General features: G+C 49.2%; 19 protein-coding genes and 1 tRNA gene. 12 read left to right on the top strand and 8 right to left on the bottom strand.

The window, feature by feature from the left end; genetic code table 11:
• Positions 1-8: 8 nt before the first annotated feature.
• The gene (locus ABWO75_RS08470) at positions 9-1,877 is read right to left on the bottom strand and encodes a PQQ-dependent sugar dehydrogenase (RefSeq protein ID WP_353184521.1); all 1,869 of its coding nucleotides are present in this window, start codon (positions 1,875-1,877) and stop codon (positions 9-11) included.
• Between the two features lie 137 nt (positions 1,878-2,014).
• Positions 2,015-3,481 carry an aminotransferase-like domain-containing protein gene (locus ABWO75_RS08465; RefSeq protein WP_353184519.1) on the bottom strand — a complete coding sequence of 489 codons (1,467 nt, stop codon included), beginning with the start codon at positions 3,479-3,481 and terminating at the stop codon, positions 2,015-2,017.
• Between the two features lie 89 nt (positions 3,482-3,570).
• Here ABWO75_RS08465 and ABWO75_RS08460 point away from each other — a divergent pair, with 89 nt between their 5' ends.
• On the top strand, positions 3,571-4,017 hold the full coding sequence (locus tag ABWO75_RS08460) for a GNAT family N-acetyltransferase (protein ID WP_353184517.1): 447 nt from the start codon (positions 3,571-3,573) through the stop codon (positions 4,015-4,017).
• A gap of 43 nt (positions 4,018-4,060) precedes the next feature.
• Here ABWO75_RS08460 and ABWO75_RS08455 read toward each other — a convergent pair.
• Positions 4,061-4,150, bottom strand: a tRNA-Ser gene (locus tag ABWO75_RS08455).
• Positions 4,151-4,270: 120 nt separating this feature from the next.
• Positions 4,271-6,400: an HD family phosphohydrolase gene (locus ABWO75_RS08450; protein ID WP_353184515.1), complete on the bottom strand. Its 2,130-nt coding sequence runs from the start codon at positions 6,398-6,400 to the stop codon at positions 4,271-4,273.
• A 207-nt stretch (positions 6,401-6,607) separates the two neighbouring features.
• Here ABWO75_RS08450 and ABWO75_RS08445 point away from each other — a divergent pair, with 207 nt between their 5' ends.
• The 3 genes from ABWO75_RS08445 (at position 6,608) to ABWO75_RS08435 (ending at position 10,130) form a co-directional block, all read left to right on the top strand.
• The gene (locus tag ABWO75_RS08445; RefSeq protein WP_353184513.1) at positions 6,608-6,814 is read left to right on the top strand and encodes a hypothetical protein; all 207 of its coding nucleotides are present in this window, start codon (positions 6,608-6,610) and stop codon (positions 6,812-6,814) included.
• A 130-nt stretch (positions 6,815-6,944) separates the two neighbouring features.
• Positions 6,945-7,625: a ribulose-phosphate 3-epimerase gene (gene rpe, locus ABWO75_RS08440; RefSeq protein ID WP_353184511.1), complete on the top strand. Its 681-nt coding sequence runs from the start codon at positions 6,945-6,947 to the stop codon at positions 7,623-7,625.
• Between the two features lie 234 nt (positions 7,626-7,859).
• Complete coding sequence (locus tag ABWO75_RS08435) at positions 7,860-10,130, top strand: aconitate hydratase (protein WP_353184509.1); 2,271 nt, start codon at positions 7,860-7,862, stop codon at positions 10,128-10,130.
• A gap of 73 nt (positions 10,131-10,203) precedes the next feature.
• Here the strand turns inward: ABWO75_RS08435 and ABWO75_RS08430 are convergent, their stop codons facing one another.
• Positions 10,204-11,046 (bottom strand): MBL fold metallo-hydrolase, encoded by an 843-nt coding sequence (locus tag ABWO75_RS08430; protein ID WP_353184507.1) that lies wholly within the window; start codon positions 11,044-11,046, stop codon positions 10,204-10,206.
• 234 nt (positions 11,047-11,280) lie between these two features.
• Between ABWO75_RS08430 and pckA the strand changes: the two genes are divergently transcribed.
• The 8 genes from pckA (at position 11,281) to ABWO75_RS08390 (ending at position 19,501) form a co-directional block, all read left to right on the top strand.
• Positions 11,281-12,879 (top strand): phosphoenolpyruvate carboxykinase (ATP), encoded by a 1,599-nt coding sequence (gene pckA, locus ABWO75_RS08425; protein WP_353184505.1) that lies wholly within the window; start codon positions 11,281-11,283, stop codon positions 12,877-12,879.
• A 135-nt stretch (positions 12,880-13,014) separates the two neighbouring features.
• The gene (locus tag ABWO75_RS08420; protein WP_353184503.1) at positions 13,015-14,133 is read left to right on the top strand and encodes a phosphotransferase enzyme family protein; all 1,119 of its coding nucleotides are present in this window, start codon (positions 13,015-13,017) and stop codon (positions 14,131-14,133) included.
• Positions 14,134-14,146: 13 nt separating this feature from the next.
• Entirely contained in the window at positions 14,147-14,791 is a 645-nt protein-coding gene (locus ABWO75_RS08415) for a carbohydrate-binding family 9-like protein (RefSeq protein ID WP_353184501.1), read from the top strand.
• A gap of 161 nt (positions 14,792-14,952) precedes the next feature.
• The gene (locus ABWO75_RS08410) at positions 14,953-15,198 is read left to right on the top strand and encodes a type B 50S ribosomal protein L31 (protein WP_353184499.1); all 246 of its coding nucleotides are present in this window, start codon (positions 14,953-14,955) and stop codon (positions 15,196-15,198) included.
• A 74-nt stretch (positions 15,199-15,272) separates the two neighbouring features.
• Positions 15,273-16,454, top strand: a complete 1,182-nt coding sequence (locus tag ABWO75_RS08405; protein ID WP_353184497.1) for a putative sugar nucleotidyl transferase — start codon at positions 15,273-15,275, stop codon at positions 16,452-16,454.
• A gap of 36 nt (positions 16,455-16,490) precedes the next feature.
• Positions 16,491-17,258, top strand: a complete 768-nt coding sequence (gene tpiA / locus ABWO75_RS08400) for a triose-phosphate isomerase (RefSeq protein WP_353184495.1) — start codon at positions 16,491-16,493, stop codon at positions 17,256-17,258.
• A 21-nt stretch (positions 17,259-17,279) separates the two neighbouring features.
• Positions 17,280-18,122 carry a 50S ribosomal protein L11 methyltransferase gene (gene prmA, locus ABWO75_RS08395; RefSeq protein ID WP_353184493.1) on the top strand — a complete coding sequence of 281 codons (843 nt, stop codon included), beginning with the start codon at positions 17,280-17,282 and terminating at the stop codon, positions 18,120-18,122.
• Positions 18,123-18,124: 2 nt separating this feature from the next.
• Positions 18,125-19,501 (top strand): UDP-N-acetylmuramate--L-alanine ligase, encoded by a 1,377-nt coding sequence (locus tag ABWO75_RS08390; RefSeq protein WP_353184491.1) that lies wholly within the window; start codon positions 18,125-18,127, stop codon positions 19,499-19,501.
• A gap of 162 nt (positions 19,502-19,663) precedes the next feature.
• Here ABWO75_RS08390 and ABWO75_RS08385 read toward each other — a convergent pair whose 3' ends face one another.
• From ABWO75_RS08385 to ABWO75_RS08375, 3 genes are all read right to left on the bottom strand, one after another.
• Entirely contained in the window at positions 19,664-19,855 is a 192-nt protein-coding gene (locus ABWO75_RS08385; protein ID WP_353184489.1) for a hypothetical protein, read from the bottom strand.
• 109 nt (positions 19,856-19,964) lie between these two features.
• Positions 19,965-20,525 carry an SMC-Scp complex subunit ScpB gene (scpB, locus tag ABWO75_RS08380; protein WP_353184487.1) on the bottom strand — a complete coding sequence of 187 codons (561 nt, stop codon included), beginning with the start codon at positions 20,523-20,525 and terminating at the stop codon, positions 19,965-19,967.
• Between the two features lie 17 nt (positions 20,526-20,542).
• Positions 20,543-21,555: CofH family radical SAM protein (locus tag ABWO75_RS08375; protein ID WP_353184485.1), on the bottom strand; the 1,013-nt coding region annotated here is incomplete at its 5' end.

Genomic DNA, 21,555 nt, shown 5'->3' with positions numbered 1-21,555 from the left:
GGGAATGGCTATTTCCCACCCTGTTTTCGCACAGCGGCAACTTCCTCCGCTGTAATCGGGCCGGAGTCGTTTCCGAAATTCCCGCGGATGTACGTTAATACCTCTGCTACCTGATCGTCGTTCAGGAAACTGCCGTGCGCAGGCATTGCCTCGTTATACGACACGCCTTTCACGGTGATCGGACCGGTAAGCCCGTTCAGAATAACACTGATCAGCCGCGTCTTGTCGCCGCTGACCCATTCAGATTCCGCGATGGGAGGGAAGCGGCTTCCGTCGCCCATTCCGTTGGACTGGTGGCATGCCCTGCAGTATGTGGTATATACGACAGATGCCGTTGCTGCAACATTGCGTTCAAGGTCATCGGCAACCGGATCGGGAGTCTTAATATTGGACGCCGTAAGTTTCCGTTCTGCCATTCCAGCCAGCTGCGCTTCTCCAAAGGCTTTTTTGTCGCCTTTAAACATGATCCGCCAGATTTTGCCTTTCTGGCTGTCGCTGACATACAGCGATCCGTCGGGACCTTCTGAAAGGCCCATTGGACGGTGATCGGCGTCGGGAGCAGTGGGGATGGTGTCAAGTCCGCTGAAACCATCTGCGAATACTTCCCATGGGCCGGTTACCTTGCCGTCTTTCATGGGGACGAAAGCAACGATATAACCTGCCTGGGGGTAAGGCGGACGATTAGTTGAACCATGAAACGCAATGAAAGCGCCGTCTTTGTAACGGGCAGGAAACTGATCGCCTTTATAAAACAACAGGTCCTGGGGAGCAAAGTGACCCGGAAAGCCGACAAGCGGTGCGTCCAGTTTTGCACCATTGCCTTCCTTTACACCGTCGCCGCCGTATTCCGGGTTCAGTTTTCTTTTGTTTTCGATCTGGTCGTAATAGTAATAAGGCCAGCCACCGTCAAATCCCTGCGGTACTTTGAAAAATTCTTCAGCCGGAAGCATCGCACTCTGCCAGTAGTTGTAATACTCGGGCCAGGTAACCACCAGGTCGTCACGGCCATGCACCGCAGAATAAAGGGAATTTGACGTTTCGTCCCATTCCAGTGCAACGATGCTTCGCATCCCTGTAGCATACCTCACGCCATCGGACTGGTGCTGGTTCAGTTTGTTTTCGTCAAACATCCAAACGCCGCCATGGTCAACTAAAAGCGGACAGCCATTATCGGGGTTGTCTACTTCTCCCATACCCATGGATCCCGCTACGCGGTTATACTCCTGGCAGGTGTTGGATCCCGCGCCCCAGCCAACGTACATATTGCCTTTACCGTCGAATGTTACCGGCTTGGTAATGTGTTCGTGGGGTGGACCGTCATCAATCACGACGGTGTCGACCTTGCCATCGGGGAGTAGCGTTCCCGGAATTAACTTGCTACGCAGCACCAGCAGCTCAGAGCTGTAGTATAGGTATCCGTTATGAATACGCATGGCTGTTCCATACTGGCGGCTTTCGTATTTTGCCCAATAAGCCACGCTGTCTACGCGACCGTCTCCGTCGGTATCACGAAGGGCGGCATTGGCTTCGCCATCGGGAGTGCTGACCCGGAGTTTAACATAAATGTCGCCATTATCATTGACCGCGATATGCCGTGATCCGTAATAATTGCTTCTTGGTTTTTGGCGCGTAGGCTTTCCCTGGTTACTCCGGACAGGCATAGGCCGGTTGGGATCACGCGGGGGGCGTCTTCCGGACCAGCCCTGGTTATTATTTTCAGGCATCGGGCCACCGCCGATACTGTCGATAACAACCATGGCCTCGAAGCCACCGGGTAAAAATAAACCGCCGTTGTCCTTATCGGACGCAGGCAGGTTCGAGCTGTTTTGACACCCTGCGAGGAAGCAAACGCCCAGAATTGCGAGATAAAATCTCATTATGGCATTGTTCTGCATTGTAATTTAGTGTGTAGTTATAATAATAGTTGAAAATTTGGCCCGATTCTATTAAAAACAAACTGAATTCCGAAACTGTATCTTAAATTTTACTTACCCGTTGCGGCCGGATGCTTCCATTAAAAAAGCAGTTCGAGTTTTGTTAATCGCGTTTCCAGTGCATCAACAGCCTGTGCCAATGCGGTTTCATCCATTGACGCGAAACCAAACCTGAAGGCATTCCGATCGGCATCCCATCGGATAATTTTAAAGGGTGTGTTTGTGATTAATTGGGTGATGGGAAAATCAGGATTTAGTTTTATCCAGATGGCCATGCCTCCTGTAGGCAGTGTGTAGGAAACGTATCGGCTTAACTTTTCTTTCAACAGGGTATCGAGGAAGTCACGCCGTTGATGATAACGTTTCTTTGCTTTTTTTAGGTACCTTTTCAGCTCGCCCTCTTTGAGTAACAGGGCTAGTGCATTTTGCATGTACCCATCGCCGCCGACATCGATGATCTTCCGCAGGGCGGTGCATTGTGCAATAAAATTCGCCGGGGCAACCATAAAACCCATCCGTAGCGAGGGGTCCAATATCTTGGAAAAGGAGCCGATATAAATTACGTTGCCATTGTGGCTGCCACTTGCCAACGGCAGATAAGGTGACGAAGTGTAATGGTAGTCGTAATCGTAATCGTCTTCAATAATGGCGAATACGTATTGCTTGGAAAGTTCCAGCAATTTCACCCGCCTTTCTGCGCTTAGTGTTACGGTTGTTGGGTAGTGGTGATGCGGAATCACGTATACGGCATCAATTTTTTTTCGTTTGCAAATTTTTTCAACAGCATCTGTGTCAATGCCCCTGTCATCTACATCTACCTCAATGATGGATGCACCGGTTTCTTCAAATGTTTTATTGGCAACGGGATAATTGGGCTTACCTACAATGACGGCAGATGAATTGCCTAAAAGCAATCGGGCTGCCAGGTAAATACTCATTTGGGCACCGTGTGTAATCAAAAGGTTGTCAACACAAAGGTTTATTCCCCGTGTTACCGACAGGTAGCTGACCAACTCTTCCCTTAATTTCAATGTCCCCCGTGTCGTTCCGACATTTGCATTTTTTATGGTATGCTTCCTGGAAGTAAGTGAACGATAAATTTTCAATAGGTCAGCTATCGGGGAAAGCCGCACATCCGGGTATCCGTCATCAATCATGATGTCGGAATCCGAAACGGAGTTTTCATCAACCGAATGTGTTTCTATTATCCTAAACGGCACATGCAAATTTTTCGAATAGGGTGTCTGTACACCAATGCTGGGTTCGCTCCATTTTTGCGGTTTAAGCAATGGGATATGTGCTGATACGGCAACGTGCTTTCTTGGTACAACCGTAATCCAGTCCTGTGCTTCCAGCTCCTCATAACCCGCAATCACCGTCTTGCGGTGAACGCCAAGCGTCTTTGCCAGTTCACGGCTGCTGGGTAACTGCATTCCGGCCCGCAAGGTGCCGCCCCTGATTGCATTGATTATTGAAATAGCAATCTGCCTGTAAACTGGGACCTTGCTTTCTTTCGTGATAACGATGATGTGTTCGTATGGCAACAAGCTGGACTACCTTTTATATTGGATATGGACTACAAAGGTAGTCCTATTAAGTCATAATTTTACCGATATAACCAAAACATTTTAACGCCATGGATTACAAAATCAAGAAAGCGGGACTGGAAGACTTAGACACCGTTGCCGGATTGTTCAATCGTTACCGGATTTTTTACCGGCAGCCGGATGACTACAAAAAATGCAGCGCATTTATACAGGAACGCTTAGCCAACAAACAGTCGCATATCTTCCTTGTTTATGTGCAGGATGAGGCGGTCGGATTTGTACAGCTGTACGAACTCTATCATTACATCAAACTAAAAAAGCAATGGCTGCTGAGCGATTTGTTCGTTCACCCGGACCACCGGGGTAAAGGGCTTTCCGTGGCATTGATAGACCGCAGCAAGCAATGGTGTGAGGAGACAGGGGCTTGCGGACTGATGCTTGAAACCGAAAAGACAAACTACATCGGCAACAAGCTGTATCCGCGTTGCGGGTTTGTGTATGACGGATTGCACAACTATTACTATTGGTGGAAATAGGGAGGAAACAAAAATACCCCGACTTGTCGGGGTATTCATTGTTTGGCGGTGAGGGAGGGATTCGAACCCTCGGTACCGTTTCCAGTACGACAGTTTAGCAAACTGTTCCTTTCGGCCTCTCAGGCACCTCACCGGCTTTTTTAGCGACTGCAAACCTAATACAAAAAAACGAATTAAGAAAATTGAATACGAAAAAATGGATTTCCTTTTTTATCGATCGATTTTCATAATCATCTTGTTGATTGATAAGGTTTTAAACAATTCCATCTTGCGGTTTCAAGCTAACGGTTTCCTTTTTGTTACCTTCGTAATCGATGCGTACGTGATAAATACTCTTAAGCATCTCCTTGAATATTTCGCTGATCTCCGTAATATCCTTTAATGTAATATTGCTGTTGATCAATTGCTTCTGAGCCAACTTGGATTCAATGATTTTATCTACCAGATCATTGATGTTCTGTGCGTTAGGTTCCTTAAGGCTTCGGGAAGCGGCTTCCACGGAATCGGCCATCATGAGCACGGCTGTTTCACGGGAAAAAGGGATGGGACCCGGGTAATGGAAGATATCCTCGTCAACAAATTTTTCCGGAAAAGATTTAATGTAAGACTGATAGAAATAGTCGACCCGGGTGGTGCCGTGATGCGTACGGATGAAATCGATAATCACCTCCGGCAGCTGGTTTTTTCTGGCCATTTCCACACCCTTGCTTACGTGCGAAATAATAATCTGCGCACTCTGTTCGAACGAAAGTCCATCATGCGGATTGTAGCCCTTGGTCTGGTTTTCAATAAAGTATTGCGGGTTGGCCATCTTGCCGATATCATGATAGAGTGCACCCGCCCTTACCAACAACGTATTGCCGCCAATCTTATAGATGGCGGCTTCCGCCAGGTTGGCTACCTGCAACGAGTGCTGAAAGGTACCCGGTGCTTTATAAGACAATTCACGTAGCAGTTTCGAATTGCTATTGGTCAGCTCCATGAGCGTTACATCTGATATAATACCAAATACCCGTTCGAAAGCATAAATAAGCGGATAGGCCAGCAGGGTAAGCAGTACACTGAATATAAAAGGGGCGACGTTCGACCAGTAAATATTATTGAATGACCCATCACGCATCAATGCCATGCCGAGATAAGCGGTCAGGTAGGTCCCGAGAATGATTGCCGAAGAGATGAGAAACTGTTCTCTTTTCACCAGCGTCTTAATGCTGTAAATGGCTACCATCCCTGTAGACAGCTGAAGGAATACAAATTCAAAGCTGTTGGGAACAAAAAAGGCGGCAAGCAGCACCATCAGCAGGTGAATATTCAGCGCCAGCCGGGTATCGAAGAGTATGCGGATGATAATGGGAACAATACAATACGGGATATAGTAGAGGCTGGGCAATTTGATTTTAATAGCCCAGGACAGCGCCAGCAGCATGCCCGTTATAGCAATCAGGATCAGGAAAATCAGCCGGTTATTATGGTAAATATCCTTCCTGAACAAATAAATAAATACAAAGAGTAAAGAAACAACCAAGCCCACGAGGAAGAACTGGCCCAGCACCACCAGCGTCCAGTTCCCACCGATACGCGCTTCCTCTTCATAGGCTTTTCGCAGGGACTCGATTTTCTGATAAACCTCATTATTAATGGTCGTGCCGTTGGCTACGATCAACTCACCCCGTTGTACCATGCCCCGCGTGGTAGAGATATTTCCCAGCGCGTCTTCTTCCAGTCGTGCCGTAAGCGGTTCGTTAAACAGGTAATTCAGGGTAATGTAGTTGCTAACGGCATCAACCAGCCAGTCCTTATGCCCAATTGCAGACCGGTTGCCGATCGTTTTGCGGGCGTATTCCATCGCCGTTTCGACGGTAAACACTTCGGCGGTATTGCGTTGGGTGGCTACATTATCTGTAAGTAAGGTGAAGTTATAATTAGTACGGTCACTCTGAAATTTATTGTTCAGCGCAATGACCCCGCGTTTATAAATGTCGGAAAGCAACTGCTTGCCCACCTGTTCGTAAGTCGCCATGTTTTCATCCAGGGTATCGAGTCCGGCGGTCTGCCATCGTTCCGGAAGCGCCGTGTCGAACTGGGCAAGCTGTTGCTCGGCAACCTGAGTGTTTTGATTATAAATCGGATAAATGGACTTCAGGATGTTTTCGCGGTCCTTATCCAGTTCCGCCTGCGTTTTGAGAATCGAGAAATTGTATGGTGAAACCAGGTCTTCATGCATCCACACCTTGCCTTTCTCAAATTCATAGCGGAAACGTGGCTGTTTTGGCAGAAACATCGTGATTAGCACCACGCTGGCCAGCATCATTCCATACCGGAACAACGGCGCATATTTTCCACCTTTATAACCCGACTTATACTTTATTTTTAATCGTGCCACTGCGTTATATTTAACTCAAACCTAAGTAAAAAATCCCAATTCCCCTGTCTCATGCGGGCGCTTGGCATACAAATGTACGAAAACGGTGCATATCCGGCCTGATCAGGCGGGTCGTTTTCTGACCGGATTTCATGATATCATCAATGAAACTTAACAATAAGTTATTATGGTACCCGTATCTTAGTGACAATGTATAAATTAAGTGTCATGGCAAAATCAACCATTGAAATCACGGAAAAGGAATACCTGATCAAATTGAATAAATCAGAGTTTGAGTACCCGCTGGTTAGAAGGCTATTAAACAAGTTATTAAACGGTAGCCTTCAGCGAGAATTAGGCTATTCCGACGACGAAATTACCGCCCGGTATGCACCCGAACTATGTGAGCGATTCGATCTGCTTCACGATAAATAACGGGCGGTTATTTTCATTTTATATGGCCAGCGCCGGGCATCCGGCAGGTGTGGTATAATTACAGGGAATTGTTGCGGTGTCCTTGAACTGAAATCCTTTCGGAATCCCTATATTTGTAAAAAAATACCACATGTCTAAACACAAACACCTTGTAGCCCCTTCCATACTTTCCGCAGATTTTGCCCATCTATACGATGATATTGCCATGGTTAACCAAAGCGAGGCAGACTGGTTCCATATCGATATCATGGATGGCGTTTTCGTCCCGAATATTTCGTTCGGGTTCCCGGTGCTTGCCTCTATCGAACACTACGCGAAAAAGCCACTGGATGTTCACCTGATGATTGTGGAACCGGATCGTTACATTACTCAATTTAAGGAAGCTGGGGCAGACCATATTACGGTTCACGCAGAAGCGTGTACGCACCTCCACCGTACCGTTCACGCCATCAGGGACCTGGGGTGTCTGGCAGGTGTGGCGATCAATCCCCATACACCCGTTTCCCAGCTTTATGAAATTATTGAAGACATCGACCTGGTTTGTGTGATGGCGGTTAATCCGGGGTTTGGCGGACAAAAATTTATTGAAGGTACTTATCGGAAAATCCGGGAACTGCGTGCACTGGCCGCTGATCGGAATGAGCGCCTGCTAATCGAAGTTGACGGCGGGGTTAACGATCACAATGCGCTGGCACTGCTAAAAGCCGGAGCAGACGTACTGGTGGCGGGGAATTATGTGTTTGCCGCTAAAAATCCAGCGCATGCAATTGCAGAATTGAAAAAGATCACGCCGAAGCTGATATCCGTTTAGCTTTTTATAGGACGGTTCGGGTGGTTGCATCTCGGCGACGAAGCACCGTAATTGCAGTAACAGACCACGTTTCTGTCGGTAATTTGGAATATTTCCAAATTAAATGGCGTTGGTAGGCATTATTGTTAAAACATGGTTTTTTTCGTAAATTCGCAACAATTTTAAAAAGCGGCAGGGGTATGAGCCCGGATGCCGTCGCTTGAAAAGATATTCACATCATAAATTTTATAATAAATGGCATTTGATATCGATATGATCAAGAAGGTCTACGCCCAGTACGGGGAGCGGATTGCCGCAGCCCGTAAAGTGGTGGACAGGCCCTTAACCTTAACGGAGAAAATTTTATATACACACTTATGGAACGGCAATGCGGCACAGGGTTATGACCGTGGTGTTTCGTATGTCGATTTCGCCCCTGACCGGGTAGCAATGCAAGATGCTACGGCCCAGATGGCATTGCTGCAGTTCATGCAGGCCGGCCGGCCTAAAGTAGCCGTACCGTCTACTGTGCATTGCGATCACCTGATCCGGGCCAAAGAGGGTGCTGAACAAGATCTGGCGGTAGCCACCACCGAGAGCCGGGAGGTATTTGATTTTCTCGCGTCTGTATCCAACAAATACGGAATCGGCTTCTGGAAGCCGGGCGCGGGAATCATTCATCAAGTTGTATTGGAGAACTATGCGTTCCCGGGCGGTATGATGATCGGTACCGATTCGCATACGGTTAATGCCGGCGGACTTGGCATGCTGGCCATTGGTGTCGGTGGCGCGGATGCCTGTGACGTAATGGCGGGCCTGCCATGGGAACTTAAGTTCCCCAAACTGATCGGAGTGAAATTAACCGGTAAACTGAACGGCTGGACTGCACCCAAGGATGTAATCCTCAAAGTGGCCGGTATCCTTACGGTAAAAGGCGGTACGGGTTGTATCGTAGAGTATTTCGGCGAAGGGGCCCGTTCTATGTCATGTACCGGAAAAGGAACCATCTGTAACATGGGTGCTGAAATCGGAGCTACTACTTCTACGTTTGGTTACGACGAATCCATGGAACGCTACCTGCGGGCCACCAATCGCGCCGACGTAGCTGATGCGGCAAATGCCATTAAAGAACACCTCACGGCAGACCCGGAAGTTTATGCTGATCCGGAAAATTATTTTGATCAGGTGATTGAAATTAACCTTTCGGAACTGGAGCCACACCTGAATGGGCCATTTACCCCAGACCTGGCAACCCCCGTGTCTAAAATGAAAGAAGCGGCTGCACAACATGGCTGGCCGCTGAAAGTAGAGTGGGGGTTAATCGGTTCCTGTACCAATTCTTCCTATGAGGATCTGTCACGTGCTGCTTCAGTAGCCCGCCAGGCAGTCGAAAAAGGATTGGTCACCAAGGCTGAATTTGGTATCAACCCCGGATCGGAACAAGTGCGTTATACGGCAGAACGGGATGGTCTGCTTGACACGTTTACCGACCTGGACGCTACAATTTTTACCAATGCCTGCGGCCCCTGTATCGGCATGTGGGCCCGTGTAGGCGCTGAAAAAGCCGAAAAGAATACCATTGTACACTCCTTCAACCGGAACTTTGCCAAACGTGCAGACGGCAATCCCAACACATACGCGTTTGTAGCTTCACCGGAACTGGTGGCTGCGATTGCCATTTCGGGTGACTTGTCATTCAACCCGCTAACCGATACCCTGGTTAATGATAAAGGCGAATCTGTGAAATTGGATCCCCCTGTCGGCGATGAATTGCCGCAAAAAGGATTTGACGTCGAGGACCCGGGATACCAGGCTCCGGCTGCGGATGGCAGCGGCGTAGAAGTCGTTGTTGCTCCCACATCGGACCGTCTGCAGCTGCTCGATCCTTTTGCGCCATGGGAAGGTACCGACTTATCCGGATTGAAGCTGCTGATTAAAGCCAAAGGAAAATGTACGACCGACCATATTTCCATGGCGGGCCCGTGGCTGAAATACCGGGGTCACCTGGATAATATCTCCAATAACCTGCTAATTGGTGCGGTAAACTACTTCAACGACAAAACCGACACTGTGAAAAATCAGTTATCCGGTGAATACGGTGCGGTACCTGCTACACAGCGGGCGTACAAGGCCGCGGGTATCGGTTCCATTGTTGTCGGTGATGAAAATTACGGAGAAGGCTCATCACGTGAGCACGCAGCCATGGAACCGCGGCACTTGGGTGTGCGGGCGGTACTGGTGAAATCGTTTGCCCGTATCCACGAAACCAACCTGAAAAAACAGGGGATGCTGGCGCTGACCTTTGCCAACAAGGAAGATTACGACAAAGTGCAGGAAGACGATGCCATTGATATTATCGGCCTTACCGGATTCGCACCGGATAAGCCGTTGACGGTCGTGCTGCATCACGCAGACGGTACCCGGGACGAGATTACGGTAAACCATAGCTATAACGAACAGCAAATCGGCTGGTTCAAAGCCGGCGGTGCACTGAATATCATCCGTCAGGGGCTGACAGCCAATTAACCCTATTCATTAACTAAACTAAGCAAAGCCGCCCTACGGATAAAACCCGGGGCGGCTTTTTCCGTTCATGCCGTTATAACCAGTCTGCTAATGAAAAGGTGCTTTTAAGCCGGTATCCCTTCTCCATGGATAGGATGGAACAACATTCATGAAGCGGGTCGTGTTCCAGAAACAACGCGTAATCACCATCCACAGCTTCCTGCCAGAAACGTTTTCGTTCTTCCATGGTGGTGAGGGGCCTAACATCGTAACTCATTACGTAAGGTAACGGAATATGGCCCGCGGAAGGCAGTAAATCGGCCATATAAAGCAATGTTTTTCCATTGTAGTTAATCTGCGGGAGCATCATCGCATCCGTATGCCCGTAAACGAAGCGGACCACGATATGTTCCGAAAACCGGATGCCGTCTTCCACGTCGATGAAGCTGAGCTTTCCGCTTTCGTATATGGGCAGGATATTTTCCTGCAGGAATGACGGCTTTTCCCGATGGTTGGGAAATAGCGCCCATTCCCAGTGCTTTTTATTGCTCCAGTAAGTCGCATTTTTAAAGGCCGGAACCAGCCTTTCCCCATCGCGGATAATCGCACCTCCGACGTGGTCGAAATGAAGGTGGGTGAGGAAAACATCCGTAATGTCGTCACGGTGGAAACCATGGGCAGCCAGTGAGCCGTCGAGCGTGGCATCACCATGGCGGTAATAGTGACTGAAAAATTTTTCGTCCTGTTTATCGCCAAGTCCGGTGTCGACGAGTATCAGCCGACCGTCGTCTTCAATGAGCAATAAACGGGCCGCCCAGGTGCACATATTCCGTTCATCGGCCGGATTGGTGCGCTGCCATATGGATTTGGGAACCACGCCAAACATCGCGCCGCCATCGAGCTTGAATAATCCGGTATCGATAGGGTATAATTTCATACGTGTTATAACTGATGTAAAAATGTTAAAGGTAACGATTACCTACCGCAATGAAAATACCCCGGTCGCAAAATATTCCCCATCAGGCTAAATCGTTAAACAATTCTGTAGGTCAGTCCGTTAACTTAGTGTAAGTTTTACAACTTGTTGATTTTCAGTGTATTTTACTTTTTTATATGCGTTTTTAATCCCTACATTTGTCGCGTTAAACCAATATAAACCAAACAGATTGTTATGAATTCGCTTGAAACCGTAATGCCGGATTTAACCTATCTTTTTATTAACAAAAACGCAACCGTACACTATCAAAAAGAGGTGGCCGAACTGGTGGAGACTGCCATTGTAAATCAGGAGGGCCATTTGACCCATACCGGGGCGCTGGCAGCCGATACCGGTCATTTTACCGGACGGGCACCAAAAGACCGGTTTATCGTTTATGACGACCTGACGAAGGATGAAATATGGTGGGGGCCTGTTAATCAGCCCATCGACGCAGGTTCAGCTGGTATCCTGCTCGAGCAGGTAGGTGCTTACCTGAGCGACAGGGAACTTTATGTCCGCGACGGACTCGCCGTTTCCGATCCGGATCACTGCGTCAGTATCCGTGCCATCACGGAGACAGCGTTTCAGAACATCTTTGTCAATAACCTGTTTATCCGACCCGGAGCCGCAGATGTAAACGCACGGCCCGCTTGGTCCATTCTGGCAGCGCCGGGATTCCGCTGCCCGAATCCGGAACAGTACGGCCTGCGCCAGTCCAATTTCGTGATTATTGATTTTACCAGACAGGTGATCCTGATCGCCGGAACGGCTTATACCGGTGAAATCAAGAAAGGCATGTTCTCCGTGCTGAATTTTATCCTGCCACGCCGGAAACGGATCCTGCCGATGCACTGTTCGGCTAATACAGATACTTCAGGGAATACCGCACTTTTCTTTGGCCTGTCCGGCACGGGGAAAACCACGCTGTCCGCCGATCACGAGCGGTTATTGATCGGGGATGATGAACACGGATGGGATACCAGAGGCATTTTTAATTTCGAAGGCGGCTGTTATGCCAAATGCGTTGGACTCGACCGGACCAGGGAACCGGAAATATTCGATGCGGTCCGTTTCGGCGCGCTGCTCGAAAATACAGTCTTTTATCCCGGTTCACGTACCCCCGATTATGAAAACACGGCCAAGACGGAAAATACCCGCGTGGCATATCCGATTGAATACATTGCAGGCAGCGTAAGCTCGGGACGGGCACCGGCTCCGAAAAACATCTTTTTTCTTACGGCCGACGCATTCGGTGTTATCCCGCCGATATCACTGCTGTCCACCACGCAGGCCATGTACCATTTTATATCCGGTTATACAGCAAAGGTCGCAGGTACGGAAGTGGGTGTCAAAACCCCAGAGGCAGTCTTCTCGGCCTGCTTCGGCGAAGCATTTCTGCCGCTGCACCCCGGACATTACGCCGAGTTGCTCCGCGAGCGGCTTACCGGAACGGGCATCCGGGTGTGGCTCGTTAATACCGGATGGATTGCCGGTCCTTATGGTGTAGGCAGGCGTATTAAGCTGGACTACACCCGGGCCATGGTGAGGGCGGCGCTGGCAGGGTCATTAATTGATGCAGCCTTTCACACGCATCCAGTCTTTAACTTGCAATACCCGACGGCGTGCCCCGGTGTACCGGATGCGATCATGGACCCTGTGAGCCTGTGGGCGAATGATACGGCTTATTATGCCCAGGCAAACAGACTGGCTGCGCTGTTTGTTGAAAATTTTAAAAAATTTGAGACGGCAGTAAGCGCCGATGTACGGACGGCCGGACCGCACATCGCATAGGACACGCAACAGGCCGATTCGATTGAAATAACACGGAAAATAGTGCAATCGATTGCTTTGTGGAAACATGGTGGTTATTTTTCCGCTTATTTGCATATTGCATCATCAAAGGAAAAAACCGTTCAGCAGTTTTTTATGAATACACCTGATGCAGCACAATTAGCCCGGCTGGCGAACCAGTTCCGTATGGAGGGAAATGTCCTGGATATCGCACCTTTCGGCTCGGGACATATCAATGACACCTACCGGGTAAACACGGACGCAGCTGACAGTTACCTGCTTCAGCGCATAAACCATCATGTCTTCCGGGATGTTCCGGCACTGATGAATAATATGGAGCTGGTCACGCATCACCTGAAGCAAAAATACAGGCAGCTCAATGAAAAAGATCCCGATAGCCGGGTACTCACGCTAATCGGGCACGAGTCAGGGAAATCGTTTCATGAGGATGCGGAAGGTTGCTTCTGGCGGATGTTTGTCCTGTTGCCACACACCCGCAGTTACGACATCGTGGAAACGCCGCAGCAGGCGCGGGAGGGAGGGCGTGCATTTGGCCAGTTTCAGCGGTTGTTGTCCGATCTCGATGCCACACGCATTCACGAGGTGCTTCCCCATTTTCACCACATCGGCAAGCGACTGGAACGTCTTGACGAAGCTGTTGCCAAAAATGCGTTCGACAGGGTGCGCAGTGTGACGGCCGAACTTGCGTTTGTTGCCGCGCGGAAGGATCGCATGCAGACCATTCAGCACATGGCTGCCGAAGGACTGCTGCCGTTGCGCATTACCCATAACGACACGAAATTCAATAATGTATTGCTGGATGGAAATGATCGGTTCCAGTGTGTGATTGACCTGGATACCGTAATGCCGGGATATGTTGCTTGCGATTTCGGGGATGCAATCCGCAGCATCATTAACCGGGCGGCAGAAGACGAGGCCGATGTAGAACGGATTAAATTGAATATCCCGCTATTTGAGGCGTATGCCGAAGGATATTTTGAACAGGCCCATCACTTTCTTACATCGCACGAAACGGATTCATTGTTCGCGGGCGTACTGCTGCTCCCGTATATGCAGACCGTACGGTTTCTGACCGATTTCGTGGAAGGTGATCATTATTACAAGATCCATCACGCGCAGCACAACCTGCAGCGTACCCGGGCGCAGCTGCGGCTGGTCGAAGAGCTGGAAAAACACGAACCGGAACTGCGTGTTATCCTCCAACGGATAGCAGCTAAGTATCAGAAGAATTAATACTGATTACCGCATGAAAACACTGGTTATTCCATTTTTGCCAAATGTTGGTTACCGGTCCGATGAAAAATCGGTTGCAGATGCGTTGGCTCCGCTTACGGCGGTTATGCTGGAGGAAACGCCATGGCCACAATATCCGGATAAACCAGTAGTGCGCATGAAAGCGGCCCATACCGGAGACAGCCTGGTGCTGCAGTTCTCAGTCGAAGAAAAATACATCAAGGCCGAATACCGCAACACAAATGACCCAGTACACCGGGACAGCTGTGTCGAATGTTTCATCGCATTCGATAACCGGCATTATTATAACCTCGAGTTCAATTGCATCGGTACGGCGTTTGCCGGTTACGGCAGTGCGGATAAATCTACCCGCATGACGTTGCCCCGAAGCACCGTTGAACAGATCAAAACTCACGCTGTTATCAATCCCGATAAAAAAAAGCACCAGCCCGTATCATGGCGGTTGCTACTGAATATACCACTGACTGTCTTTGAGGCCAGCGGTATCCGATCCCTTTCGGAAATATCCTGTACGGGTAATTTCTATAAATGCGGGGACGGTCTGCCCGAGCCACATTTCCTGGCATGGAGCCCGGTCGCTTATCCTGAACCCAACTTCCATCGGCCCGAAAATTTCGGAAAACTGTTCTTTTTATAAGATAAGCATACCATATGTGCTGCCTGTTCCGAAAAGCCAAAATATTATTGGAATTGTCGTATGGATAAATTAACTTTGCAGCCTCAATTAAGCATGTATAGTAATGTAGGGGTTGGCCGTCGATAAGTCGCGGTCATGACCATAAAAATAATAGTTAAGAAATGAAAAAAGACTTGCATCCTTCAAATTACAGATTAGTGGTATTCAAAGACATGTCTAACGATTATGCCTTCATCACGCAATCGTGTATCGATACCAAAGAATCCATTACATGGGAAGATGGCAACGAATACCCGCTGGTAAAGCTGGAAATCTCGCACACCTCACATCCCTTTTACACCGGTAAGATGAAGCTGGTGGATACTGCTGGACGTATCGATAAGTTCCGCAGCCGTTACAAGAAATAAGCAGAACGGTAAAAAATATTTAGTCCCGGTATTTTATCGGGACTTTTTTATTTTAGCCGTACGAATTTACGCCCATGCATATCGTATTATTTGACAAGGCTGATTGGCGGAAGGCACTTTATCCGCTCACATTGACGCGCCCGGTAGCTGATTTACGTGTTGGCATACTTACCATCGCCGAAAAATGGGGAAAATGGCTAAACACTCCTTTCTCGTTTCTTACGCCCACCTATTTAAGTGAAAAATACCCGTTAACCGATCATACCGGTCCGCTGTGGCTTATCCGGGGCAACTGCTGTCCGGACGATCGCCTGTGCGACGCCATCGCCGGTTTGCGTCCCGGTGAAGGGCTGACCGATGAAGACGGGTGGATTGCAATACATACAGATACGGCTTCCCTTGCTGCTGCCGCCGAAGGCGACTATGCACCGGTGCGGTACCCACATCCGGTTACCTGTATCCGCCATCCCGAAGATATTTTTCTCCGTAACGGTGCGGCAATCCAAGCCGACTTTGACCTGCTTACCAAGGGTCGGGTGTCGGCTGAATTATCCGATAGTAATCGCTTTATCGGCGACCGGGTGTTTGCGGAACCCGGAGCAACCGCAGAATGTGCCACCTTTAACAGTACAACCGGTCCCATTTATTTGGGTAAGAACAGTGAGGTATGGGAGGGAAGCTTGATCCGGGGTGCATTCGCACTGGGGGAAGGCGCGCAGGTGAAAATGGGAACCCGGGTCTACAGTAACGTCACCGTGGGACCCCAATGCCGTGTAGGCGGCGAACTGAATACCTGCGTTATCTGGGGCAGGTCTTCCAAAGGACACGATGGTTACCTCGGCAGTGCCGTAGTAGGCGAATGGTGTAACTGGGGAGCGGATACGAATAATTCCAATATGAAAAACAATTATAAACCTGTGCGTTTATATGATTATGACCATAAGGATTATCGGAATACCGGATTGCAGTTTTGCGGCACGATCATGGCCGACCATGCGAAATGTGCCATCAATACGGCATTCAATACCGGAACGGTGGTCGGTGTTGCGGCAAGTATTTTCGGTGCGGGCATGCCGCCCACCTATATTCCCGATTTTTCATGGGGCGGATCGGAAGGATTCACTACCTATGACCTGGATAAGATGGTTGAGACAGCCCGGCTGGTATACGAGCGTCGGGATTGCACGTTCGACGACGTGGAACAGAAATTATTAACTGCTGTGTTTGAACTGACCCGGGAAAACCGGAAGTTTTAACAGCTATTAGCTATTCATTAACAGCACCTTTTTATTATGCGTAGAAAAATCGTTGCCGGGAACTGGAAAATGAACCTGGACTATCAGCAGGGAATCAGCCTGTTTTCCGAGATTATCAACATGGTAAAAGACGAGGTACGGGGCAATCAGCATGTGGTCGTATGCAGTCCGTTTATACACCTTCATGCGATTTCACAGCTGGCCAAAGGCCATCCCCGGGTATCAACCGGCGCCCAGAACTGCTATGCCGAGGCAGCCGGTGCATATACCGGCGAAATTTCGGCGGCACAGGTAACGTCAACAGGCGCTACCTATGTGATCCTCGGCCATTCGGAACGGCGGACCTACTTCGGGGAAGACGGCTATTTATTAAGCAAGAAGGTTGACCTGGCGCTTAAAAGCGGATTGTCGCCTATTTTCTGTGTCGGCGAAACCCTGGAAGAACGTGAGTCCGACCAGTATTTCGATGTCATCAGACAACAGCTGGACGCGGGTGTTTTCCATCTTTCCAATGAGGCCTTTAAAAACATCATTTTGGCGTATGAGCCCGTATGGGCCATTGGTACCGGTCTCACGGCCTCGCCGCAGCAGGCACAGGAAGTCCACGCCTTTATCCGAAATGAAATTGCCGCACACTACAATCAGGAAGTGGCCGACAGTACGTCGGTGCTATATGGCGGCAGCTGTAACCCCGGGAATGCACCCGACCTTTTTTCACAGGCGGATATCGATGGCGGACTGATTGGCGGCGCTTCGCTGAAATCCCGCGACTTTGTGGAGATTGTGAAAGTATACAATGCGTAATTATTCCGGTTATTTGGAACTATGAAATACAGTGAGGTGATATTCACCTGCAAAGGAGGTGCCGATTGGCACCGGGAGCTGCTCGTGCAGGACCTGGCCAATATCGGCTTTGATACATTTGAAGAACGGGAAGCGGGCTTTGCCGCCTACATTGCTTCCGAGCAGTTTGATGCACCGCTGCTTGAGTCACTTTTGATCCGGCAGCCTCCGGGCTTCGAAGTAAATTATACCCGGCGGGAGATTGCACCGCAAAATTGGAATGCCGTCTGGGAAAGCAATTTTGAACCGGTTGTGATCGCTGACCAGTGTTATGTACGGGCAACCTTCCATTCACCGCGGCCGGACTACCCTTACGAAATTATCATTGACCCAAAGATGGCATTCGGCACCGGACACCACCAAACAACTTCGTTGATGATGCGTTATATGCTCGAGACGGCGTTTGAAGGAAAAAATGTGCTGGATATGGGATGCGGTACGGGTATATTGGCTATCTTAGCCGTGAAACTCGGTGCAATACAGGTACTGGCCATAGACAATGACCCGGTATGTGTTGCAAGTGTGGAGGAAAATAAAAAATTGAACGACGTCGACTACATTGAAGCCCGGTGCGGAACAGCCGACCTGATTTCCGGCATGCAATTCGACATCATATTAGCAAATATCAACCGGAACATCCTGCTGGATCAACTCAGCAGCTATGCGCAATGCCTTGGAGTGGAAGGGGAACTGTATATCAGCGGGTTTTATGACGGCGATGACCTTCACACGCTGAAAACGGCCGCCATGGGTTACAACCTGCATTACCGCGGGCATAAAGAGGAGAACGGATGGGCAGCTGCACGATTTATTAAAATCAACTAGCTATGCGAGTACACTTTATTGCCATCGGGGGCAGTATCATGCATAACCTTGCCATCGCACTGGCTCAAAAGGGATTCATCGTCAGCGGCTCCGACGACCATATCTACGAACCGTCGCGGACCAACCTTGCCCGGGAAGGCCTGCTTCCCAAACCGGGCTGGTATCCCGAACACATTACACCCGATATCGATGCGGTGGTCATCGGTATGCATGCTAAGGCAGACAACCCCGAATTACTGAAAGCACAGGAAATCGGGATCAAAATTTATTCATACCCCGAGTTTATATACGAACAGACCCGGGAAAAAGTAAGGGTGGTTATCGGCGGAAGTCACGGCAAAACGACCATTACCAGCATCATCATGCACGTATTGAAGTCCATTGGCCGCGATTTTGATTACCTGGTTGGTGCGAAACTGGATGAATTCCAGTACATGGTCCGGCTGACCAAGGATGCACCCATTGCCATTATTGAGGGCGATGAATACCTGGCTTCACCCATTGACCAACGCCCCAAGTTCCACTTATATAAACCCAATATTGCATTAATCAGCGGTATTGCGTGGGATCATGTAAATGCCTTTCCGACGTTTGAAAAATATGTGGATCAATTCCGGCTTTTTATCAAACACATTGAACCCAAGGGCACACTGGTCTATAACAAAGAGGATAAGAAACTGCAGGAAATTGTGCTTGAAGATCAATCCAAGATCAATAAGCATGGCTACCGCACACCGGAGTACACCATCAATAAAGGCGTCACTTATATCCATACGGCTGCAGGCGACATCCCGCTTCAGGTGTTTGGCCGGCATAACCTGTCCAACATTGCGGCGGCTTTCACGGTATGCGATTGGCTGGGCGTAAGCCGGGAGGCATTTTACAATGCCATCCGGAATTTCCGTGGGGCGTCCAGGCGACTGGAATATGTCGCCAGTGACGACGATAGCGTGGTCTATCAGGATTTTGCCCATACGCCGTCCAAATTAAAGGCGAGCATCCATGCGCTGAAAGAGCAGTTTCCGAACAAGGAGCTTGTCGCAATCGTCGAATTGCATACCTACAGCAGCTTAAGCGAAGCATACCTGAATGAATACAAAGACACCATGCAGGAGGCGGAGTATCCCGCGGTATTTATTAACCAGGAAGCACTCAAACAGAAAAACGCGGAAGCCATTACCACTGACACCCTGAAAAAGGCATTTAACCAACCCGATTTGATTTACTTCAATAACATCACCAGTATCGGGGAATACCTCAGCCAGATGGATCCGGAAGGAAAGAACCTGTTGTTGATGAGTTCGGGAAATTACGGTGGGGTAAATCTTGTTAATTATGCCGATAAGTTTTTGGTAAAACCGGCTAAAGGCCAGGCATAAACACATCCGCTACGCCGGTTAGCCAGCATAGCGGATGTGATTTTTGTCATGTCATTCTGAACATTGGGGTCTGAAAGCCGGATTTGTATTGGTATAGGTGACTCCGCTTTCTCGTATGGGGTTCGTGGACCTGCGTAAACAGTCTTTCAAATATGGAGACGGTTACGCGTAATCGTCGTCGTCATCAAAGTCGTCAAAATCATCCAATGAATCGAACTCATCCAATTCAAAGTCATCTCCCTCTTCTAAAAAACCGTCCGTGTCGTCATCGTCATCCGGCCCATTGTCCAAAACGGCTAACACCTCATCCTCCAAAATTGCTAATTCATTGTCTTGCGTCCTTAGCGTTTTCATAATTATGTTTTATTGTATACTGTTTTTTAACAACGATAAAAATAACAAGTTTTTGACTTCCTATCACTTTTTTTAAAAAAAAATGGGTATGAAGGTAAGTGTCTGGCAGCTAGTTTGTTGCTTCTCCAATAGTGTTGCTTTCCGCTACAATTTCCTTTAACTTCGGAAGATCCGCCACACTGTTCAGACCGAAATGATCCATAAAGAGGTTGCTGGTGCCGTAAAGAATCGGTCGGCCGACGCTTTCAGATTTACCGGCAATAACGATCAGTTCTTTTTCCAGTAAGCGCTGAACGGAATAATCGCAGTTGACGCCACGGATCTGTTCAATTTCCAGTTTCGTGATGGGCTGCCGGTAAGCGATGATGGCCAATGTTTCCAATGCGGCCTGACTGAGCTTCTTTTTGGCCCGGTGCGCCTGCAGCTGGTTGATCGTAGCGTAATACCGAGGTTTGGTCAGAAACTGGTAAGCGCTATTTACCATCCGGAGTTCCATCACCCGGTCTTCCTGTTGATAGCGGCGTTCAATTTCAGCGAGAATGGAGTGGATTTCGTGCTCTTCCAGGGACTTTTCCATAACGGTTTCCATGACCTGCTTGATCTCCGCGGGGGTAATTCCGTATTCCGACGCATAGATCAGGGCCTCTATTTCGCAGATCAGCTTTTCCAATTTTTTATCGAATGAACTCAATAATCAATCACCTGTTCTTCCATTACTGCCGGTAATTCCCGGAATTCATATTTCTGTGTCCGGAGCTGTGGCTCGAAGCCGGCCTCCCGGATGGCCTGCTGAATGGAGGCAGACGTAAACCGGTGCGGTGCGCCGGCGGCGGACACCACATTCTCCTCAATCATGATCGATCCAAAGTCATTTGCCCCCGCATGCAGGCAGAGCTGTGCAACGCGTTTTCCGACGGTCAGCCATGAGGCTTGGATGTTTTTTATATTGGGCAGCATAATGCGGCTGAGGGCAACCATGCGGATATATTCCTCGCCGGTCACATCGTTGGTGATGCCGCGCAGGCGCTTAAGCAATGTGCCATCGTCCTGGAAAGGCCAGGGAATGAATGCGATAAATCCGTGCGCATCCCGGGGGCGTTCTTCCTGCACCTCCCGGAGCCAGACCATGTGTTCAAAACGCTCGGCTATTGTTTCCACGTGGCCAAACATCATCGTTGCGGAAGTCGGGAGGTTGATCTGGTGCGCGGCCCGCATGACATCCAGCCATTCCCGTCCGCCGCATTTTCCTTTGGAGATCAGCCGCCTGACGCGATCGTTAAGGATTTCGGCACCGGCACCCGGCAGGGAATCGAGCCCTGCATCCTGGAGTGCCTTCAGCACGTCAATGTGACTCATCTGCTCCAGTTTGGCAACGTGTGCAATCTCGGGCGGACCCAGGGAATGCAGTTTAAGTGTGGGGTACAGTTCTTTTAACTGCCTGAACAGGGTGGTATAAAATTCCAGTCCCAAGTCTGGGTGGTGTCCGCCCTGCAACAGTAGCTGGTCGCCCCCGTACCGGAACGTTTCCTCGATTTTCCGTTTATACGTTTCGATGTCGGTAATATAGCTTTCGGCATGGCCCGGCCTGCGGAAAAAATTGCAGAATTTGCAGTTGGCTATGCATACATTAGTGGTATTCACATTGCGGTCGATCTGCCAGGTCACTTTGCCGTGGGGCACCTGGATTTTCCGCAGTTCAT

Origin of the sequence: Parapedobacter lycopersici, assembly GCF_040395035.1 — a bacterium.
GTDB classification, from domain to species: domain Bacteria; phylum Bacteroidota; class Bacteroidia; order Sphingobacteriales; family Sphingobacteriaceae; genus Parapedobacter; species Parapedobacter lycopersici_A.
This window is presented reverse-complemented; position numbering and strand designations above follow the sequence as displayed.